The 8,042-nt window shown below is 39.1% G+C and carries 4 protein-coding genes; all 4 read left to right on the plus strand.

Annotation, left to right across the window (positions count from 1 at the left end):
- The first annotated feature begins 205 nt into the window (after nt 1–205).
- The gene (locus E1J53_RS23670) at nt 206–763 is read left to right on the plus strand and encodes a recombinase family protein (protein ID WP_134271167.1); all 558 of its coding nucleotides are present in this window, start codon (nt 206–208) and stop codon (nt 761–763) included.
- A gap of 575 nt (nt 764–1,338) precedes the next feature.
- Nucleotides 1,339–5,070, plus strand: coding sequence for a S8 family serine peptidase (locus E1J53_RS23675; RefSeq protein WP_134271168.1), 3,732 nt, complete (start codon nt 1,339–1,341; stop codon nt 5,068–5,070).
- Nucleotides 5,071–5,149: 79 nt separating this feature from the next.
- A complete protein-coding gene (locus E1J53_RS23680; protein ID WP_134271169.1) occupies nt 5,150–6,709 on the plus strand; it encodes a T9SS type A sorting domain-containing protein in 1,560 nt (519 codons plus the stop codon).
- 98 nt (nt 6,710–6,807) lie between these two features.
- A complete protein-coding gene (locus tag E1J53_RS23685; RefSeq protein ID WP_173021621.1) occupies nt 6,808–7,773 on the plus strand; it encodes a T9SS type A sorting domain-containing protein in 966 nt (321 codons plus the stop codon).
- Nucleotides 7,774–8,042 lie beyond the last annotated feature (269 nt).

The raw sequence follows: 8,042 nt of genomic DNA on the forward strand, positions 1-8,042 counted from the left end.
GCGGCTGGGTAGTGCCGCAGAAAAGCCATAATCGGAGGCTACTCCCGATCTGAACGATAAACCCTAACCTGAAAAATCGCTTATCCACGTGGTGAGCCTGCAAGGAGTAGCTTTTTCAGGGACGACTAAGTAGCTGTACAAAAAACTGGTCTACTTAATCAAAGTATGATAAAGACGATAGTGAACCCTTTTAGGAGACGCTATTGTGAAGATCGGATACGCCAGAGTAAGCACCAAAGATCAGAATATTGCTTTGCAGAAAGATGCTTTGGAAGGAGAGGGGTGTAAACTCGTCTTTGAAGAAAAAGCCAGTGGTGCCAACTCCGACCGGCCAGAACTCCGCCGGATGATTGACCAACTCCGTCCAGACGATATAGTTATTATTTGGAAATTGGATAGGCTAGGGCGGTCACTTCGCGACCTGGTAAACCTTGTTACCGAGATACAGGATAAAGGAGCTGGGTTGAGATCGCTCAACGACTCCATTGACACCACTACTCCACAAGGAAAACTGACTTTTCATCTCTTTGCTGCATTGGCCGAGTTTGAGCGGGATATTATCAGTGAGCGAACTAGAGCAGGGCTAGAATCTGCCCGCGCCCGTGGCCGTAAAGGTGGCAGACCCAAAGGACTTACAAAGGAGGCGAGGGATAAAGCAATTATCACTAAGTCGCTCTATGAGAAAGGAGAAATGTCAGTCGCGGAAATCTGTAAATATTTAAACATAGCACGAAGCACCATGTATAAGTATTTAAAAACATGAAAGTCTGGAATAATAATTATTATCGTTCTGTATTATTGTAAAAAGGAATACTTGATCTGTCAGACAGTGCATTTTGATTGAAAGGAAATCTTACAGCCTAAATTCCTTTTTCCTTTTCGAATCGGCCCTCTAAAAGCCCAGTAGGGCTGATTTGAAGAGGAAAAAGGAAAAGCAGTGACTGTCGCATGAGGATCGTTTCAATGTGTCCAATTTGTCGAATCGTGTAGTGGCTATTACAATTAAATGACTCCTAATTCCGACTCACTGCTCCCGTGTGGATAACTCATGCCAATTTGGGGTTGCGACGATAGGTTTTGCGAAGGTTTCCGGAGGCTTTCACCTGTAAATTCGACTTTTCGAGCCTGTTGATCGAGGCCTTTGGCCAGGATTTACGTAGTATCACATAGGTAATCTTGCAGGCGCTTTGGGAATGTAAGATAAGATCGAAAACATTGGTTCTATCCCTAAACCAAAGTGGGTTCTAAGAGACTCTAAAAAAGATTAAGTGACTTTTTAAGAGACGTAGATGGGACTTTCTCCAAGATCCCTAACTGTAGTTTTACAATGGTCTTTCAATGGCCCTTCTTCACTTCCTTTTTGCAATAGCTGTTCTTATGCTGGTTCATTTTTTTTGTTATCTGAAAAACGAATACTATCTTTCGGGTGGCATTTTCCAACCTAAATCCTGTTTAAACAACAACATGCGCCTTTTTCAATTAACCCTACTAGTACTTATTCCTCTCTTTTTGTCAGCTTCTATTAGGGGCATCTATTTTAGGTTTCCGGAGTCTCCCAGCAGAGTTGAGTCAACCCAAGCCTATGAACAGCTGATTTCTGATCTAAAGGACGATTATGGTGCCATAAGCATTGAGGCACCATTTCCTTCTGCCCAACGTAACTCCTTGACATGGATACGTTACATAACCATTCCGAACGTAAATCAATATTCTGCTCTAGAATCTGACTTGATCGCAAGCGGATTGTTTGACTTGGTAGTTCCCGATGAAGATGGGATGATTGTCAATGGTGGTGTTGACGAGAATTATTCAACATCTCGAAATGAACTTGCCAGAAATAATCCAGATCCCCCAGTCTGTGCCTCGCCAATATTGTCCTACAATGACCCGCAGCTCTTCTTGAGAAATCACTTCAAGAATATGCAAGTTCCATGTGCCTGGACTCTATCGACTGGATCTCCCAATATCACTGTTGCCGTAGTTGATTACTTTTTCGATACCAACAACAGTGATTTAACGGGCAAAATATTAAATAACCCCAATCAACCTCCTGCAGTAAATGGTAGTGGCCTTTATGCCAGCACCACGGATCGCCATGGTACAGCTATGATGGGAGGTGTCGCTGCAAATTATAATAATAATTTGCTTATTGCCGGTACTGGAGGTGACACCAAGCTAAAAGGATATAGCGCATATGATCCTACTTTTAGTAATATGAATAATGCCTTGATCCAAATAGCAAAAGCTAGTGCAGAGGGAAATCCAATTATTAGTGTAAGTATTGAAGATTTTACATTTGATAATCCTCAAGCAGTTTATCGAGAACTAGTGAGAGAAGTATTTTTAGATGCTGTAGAAAAGGGGTCTGTAATTTCATTTGCAGCTAACAGTGAAGGCGCTAGGCACCTTACAGATATTCCTGGAGTAATTAATGTTGGGTTCGGATGGGAATCAGGTGCTTATAGACCATACAGGACTAGGGCAGATAGAGATATAGGAATTGAAATAGTTGTTCCTGCCAGTGGCTCTTACAGGTTGGATGGCCCCAATTCTGCATCAAGTGGGGAAAGTGGATCTTCTCTAGGTGCGGCATACTTATCTGGGATTATCGCACTTATGCTAGATGTGAATAACTGCCTTTCACCTCAAGATATTGAAGAAATTCTCACTTCGACAACTGACCCAATTTCCAATGCACACTTATATCCTGAGGAAATAGCCCCAGGAGTAGGTAGGGTTAACGCTTACGAAGCAGTATTGGCTGCTCAAACCTTCTCGGGCCCCTCTTCACTGACTGTCAATAGCGGAGAAACTATCACAATAGATAGCGAAAGCAAACAATATACTGATATTACCGTACATACAGGAGGGTTTTTGAAGATCAAGAATAGTGCAATTAGCATGAAAGTAGACGGAAGAATTGATGTAAGAAGAGGAGCTAAACTTCTTGTGGAGAATTCAAGAATTTTTCACTCGTCATCCTTTTGCGACAATAACACGACCTGGAAAGGCATCCGAGTTTGGGGGAACAACGATAAAGAACAACCCAATATGTATACCCAAGGAGGTGTGCTTGATGTAAATACTCCTCTTCTGACAGATGATGCAGGAGTAGTGATGCTAATGGACCAAACGGTAATTGTTAATGCTCAAGATGGTGTTAGAACTACGATAGGAGGTATTCCTTATAACGAGCAGGTAAATAACAGGGGAGGCCTTATTATCGCTGACAGAACTACTTTTCGTAACTGTCGTCGAGCTATAGAGTTTATTCAATATCCAAACCCTAATGGTAATTATACGTTCAAAAATAAAAGTACGATCGATAGATGCTATTTTGTGAATAGTGATCCTTTTAATTATTATAGTGGTATTGGGATTACTGTATGGGAAACGGATGGCGTAAAGGTTACGAATTCTACTTTCGAGGATCTTCGCAGAGAGGCCTATCAATCGATAGATGCTGGATCAATCATTGCTGGTGGGAATGAATTCGTATATAACGACAATTCTATTCAGGAGACAAGCCATCGTCATATTAGCACTTCGTCAACTTATCCATTCTCTGCTTACATGGATGTAGGAGACGAAAATGGTTCACCTAATAAATTCAGATCAAATTATATTTTTGATCGCTATATTTATTGCGAAACAACGGGGGGAGAATCAGGACTAAACATTATAAATAATGAATTTTTAAATATTGTTGCAACACCTATTTATATAGAAGGACCAAGTAGGTATGTAGTTGAAAACAATATTTTTGAGGTTGGTCGCCCGGCAATTTCCCTGCTAAATACAGGATTGAATCAATTTTCTAATAATAATTCAGCTGAATGCAATCTTTTCATTGAAGGAGTTGGTGGAATATACTGCTATGGAGATAATGAAGGCTTTGTAGCTAAATCAAATGATTTTTTAAATCCATCTTCTGGTCATAATATTCTTGTGTCGCAATACAACACCATTTTTAATACTATCATAGGGGAAATTGATCAAGATCAAGGATCCTCATTGTCCCCTGCTAACAATTGTTTCAACACTTCTGCAAACGATATTACAGTATCTGGATCTGTAAACTCTTTTAACTATTATTACTCGAACAACAGCTCTAGTTGCTTTTTTCCAACAAATGCCAGTGGGTTTAATTTGATACCAACTTCATTCCCTTCAGTCGATTGTACAGTTAAGAGCAAAAGAAGTCATACATACAAAAATAATGACCCGGTATCAGCACAACAAGTACTTAATAAGTATGAGGTGTTAGAAAATTTAAGGAGCCAAGCTAATTCTACTCCTAATTTACCCAATATTAATACTTTAGCCGAAATTGCACGTACAGAAAGAGAGTTTGACTTTCTGGTGAATTCCTACTCCAAAGGCCGCAAAACAGATTCAGAATTAAAAGAACTAGAATTAGTATTAAATAGAATAAATACTCCTGCTGCCAGAATGAGATTTTTTGGAGTCTTAATGAAGCATAATAAATTGGAAGAAGCCAGACATGCTCTCATAAATGTCAGTTTGAACGGCGCATTCGACGAACTCTCATTCCAAAAAACGCAGGAAATAAACATAGATCGTCTTGAAGCTCAAAATATGGGTGTAGAATATAAGCTTAATGCCTCTGACGAAGCTTTCTTATACTCGGTTGCGTTTAGTAGGTCTTCAGACAGAACTTACGCAAGAGCAATCCTTGAACTTTTAAAGGGGGAGAGATTCGATCCAGACCCTGAAATACTCAATATATCTTCTGAAAATTTTGAAAAGAAATCTCAGGATGCCCCTTTAGAAATCATATCTAATTCTGATGTCATTAATATTAGTCCCAATCCGGCAACTAATTTCATTAACATTTCTATAGATGAAGGCCAGCTTAAGCATCTTGGCGAAAACGTTGTTGTTTCCTTGCACAGGGGTTCTGGGAGTACTATTTCTAGGGAAAGTTTGTCAACTTCTCCGACCATTCTTTTCCCGATCAAAGAGAATGTTCGTTCAGGGCTTTATTATATAAGAATTTCAAAACCTAATGGAGCTGTTCTTTCCATAAAGAAAGTTATCATTAAGTAAAGCATACATCTTACTCACCAAGGGAAGCGTATACGCCTCCCTTGGTGAGGCTTTCTTTAAAATAAGATGCAAGTAATTTATGCAGAAATCAAATAATTTTTTTTATTTAAATGTAGCCCTCCTACTTGCATTTATTGCGTTAGCTCCCCTTAAGGGTCAAGGCCAGCCTTTTTCTCTGAGATATTCATTCTCGCCGTTAGATGGAGATGGAGGTAGAGCTATTTGGACATTAGAGGATCATTATTTGGTTGGTAAAGTATCTACTTTCGTGGATAATGAAACTGGTCAATGGAGACCATATGGGGGGCTATTCAAGACAAATAGGAAGGGTGAAGTTATAAATAGCATTGACCTCAAATTTGGAGACTGCTTTTTTAATTTTGACTTTAGTAATAGCCTTATTTTATCGGACTCGATAGTAATTGTAGGTAGGATTAACTCTGGAGCAGAGTATCAAGAACCAGTATTATTAAAGATAGATACTGGGTTTAACCAAAGCAATATTATTCCTCTTTACAATGAATCATTCCAGGAACATGCCCAGTATTTATCGCTTTTTAGCATATCAGGAGATTCTATATTAGTCGTCTCTAATATTGAGAATAACTTGGGTGAGAAGCGGTTGTTTTTCCATACAGGAAGTATAGTTGATACCAAAAACCTTGAAGATATACCAGTTTATTTAACTGACGGAAACGACTATATCATCTATGATGTAGATATCGACAATAGAGGAAATGTCTATCTAACCTATTCTTCATGTAATGAATCAAATAATTGTATCCCCTCAGTCTTTATATCGAAGTATACAACCATAGGAGAACAAATATGGACTACTAAATTTCAACCGAACAGAAGTAGATCGCAGGTAGTCGTTCCACAGACTGCTGTTCTTACCGATGAATCCGTTGTTCTTTCTTGGACGAAAGACACTATTGGCTTTAATACTCAAGAGGCCCCGCCGGTGTTTTTCTTATTAGACAAGACCGGTAATAAAGTAGATAGTATTTCTTTTCACGGAAATATAAGATCGGTATATAGTATCTCTACTGCTGAGGACGGCAGTGTAATTGCTAGTGGGTTTGCTCGCACAGATATTAGTGTGAAAACTGGGTGGATCATTCGTATTGGTCCAAATTTTACTTTAGATTGGGAGAGATATGTTTTAGACGAGCGTGACTACACTCGCCCCGGAAATGAATTTTTTCATTCTGTAGAAGATTTGGAAGGTAATATTGTTGCCGTCGGTAATTATTTGATTACAAACCAACCGCCAAGCCCTGACGAGGGGAGCATACAAGTTTGGTTCTTGAGGTTAACGAGTGAAGGTGCATTTTTAGAAGACATACACTCAGATACTATCCATTTACGAGAAACCAATTCTACTCGGAGCCCGGCTTCGGATATAAACTTGGAATTATATCCCAATCCTACCTCTGAAAGGCTTTACATTAAAACAGCCTCTCCTATAGATATCAAGAAGGTAGAGATTTTCTCAATTGGTGGTCATTTAACTTACTCATATTTAGGAAGAAAAGAATATTTTGATTGTTCTTCATTAAAACCTGGTGTTTATGCTGTAAGGGTGTTGATAGACAACGTTGGATATGTGACGAGAAAGTTTACGGTAAAAAAATAGCTTCATTGTTCTCCCTCTCAAATAGGTAGTAATGCTAATGGTTGTACAGGACCTTTAAGTTACTTTAAAAAATAGTTTTTTTCAAAAAGTATATGATTATGATAAGAGACTATTTGCATTGCATAATCTTTATTCTTTCAGTCTCACCTGTTCTGGGGCAGCCGGCAAGCTTCTGGGAGAGGCTCTATCAACCCATTTCTAGTGAGGGGGCAAATTGGGTTATTATTAATTATGACGGTCCTTCTGATAACAGGAGTGTTATTTATTCTATTCGAGGAGATACTCTAGTAGACGATATTGAGTATAAGAAGTGCTATCGACGAGATTATCGTCCCGAAACTTATACATCGCCTGGGGATCTACCGTATCCATACCGTGCGGGGCCTAAATCGCTATTCGCCCTAGTCAGGGATGATACCTTAACTGGAGAGTTTTTTGCAAAATTCGTAGAGCCCAATCTAGCGACAAGATATCCGAACGATACTTTAATACATGATTACGGGGCAAACATTGGGGATACTTTAAGGAGCGCTCTAGTTAGGGAGGAGGCTACTGAAATCGTAGGGGGGTATGATTCTCTCCAAATATTTGGTAGGAATAGATTGGTTCAAAAAGTGATGAGCCAACGTGATATTCTAGTATCGGGAATAGGTGATGCCTTTACTATTTCGGGACCATTCACAGATGAAGAAACAGGGCTCATTATAAACTCTGGTATTCGAGCATTAGTAGATTACTGTGTTGGGAACGACGAAGAATGCGGTATCGTTCCCATTTCAACAAATAATCAACATCCGATGAACTGGGAAGTAGACATCAGTGTGTCCCCGAATCCTGTGCAAACTGATTTATTGATAAAAACATCTAAATCCTCTAGCAGAGCGTTGACTTATACCATAGTAGATGTGCAGGGACATAGAATTTTTTCTTCTAGCACTCTTGTGGGGACTTCACAACAATTAAAGGTTGATATGAGTGCTTTACCCACAGGTTCCTACTTTTTATCAATAACTGGATCAAATTATCAAAACACTTTTCACATATTAAAAGCTATGCATCCTTGATACAAGTATTTCCTCTCAAAAGACGACTAATTTAAATTTGTGTAACTTGTGCTGATAGGTTTGACTTGTTTCTGTGAATTTTACTTTCATCAAATTGTGAATCAGTGGATTTCAACCTTTCTGAAGAAATTGATAATCAAATTAGTCGTCCCTGAAAAACATATCGATTCTCATTTAAACATCTGATAATCAGTCTTTATCTTGGTCCTGACGTCGTTTGTGGATATTAGTTTTTTGCCAGAAACGGCCATTTTGATACCAAAAGCTTG

The organism is Lewinella sp. W8, from assembly GCF_004375085.3.
Lineage (GTDB): Bacteria > Bacteroidota > Bacteroidia > Chitinophagales > Saprospiraceae > Neolewinella.

Bases quoted from the DNA above. Each gene is read 5' to 3' on its own strand.
- E1J53_RS23675 (WP_134271168.1), top strand. From the start codon at position 1,339: ATGGCCCTTCTTCACTTCCTTTTTGCAATAGCTGTTCTTATGCTGGTT.
- E1J53_RS23685 (WP_173021621.1), top strand. From the start codon at position 6,808: ATGATAAGAGACTATTTGCATTGCATAATCTTTATTCTTTCAGTCTCA.
- E1J53_RS23680 (WP_134271169.1), top strand. From the start codon at position 5,150: ATGCAGAAATCAAATAATTTTTTTTATTTAAATGTAGCCCTCCTACTT.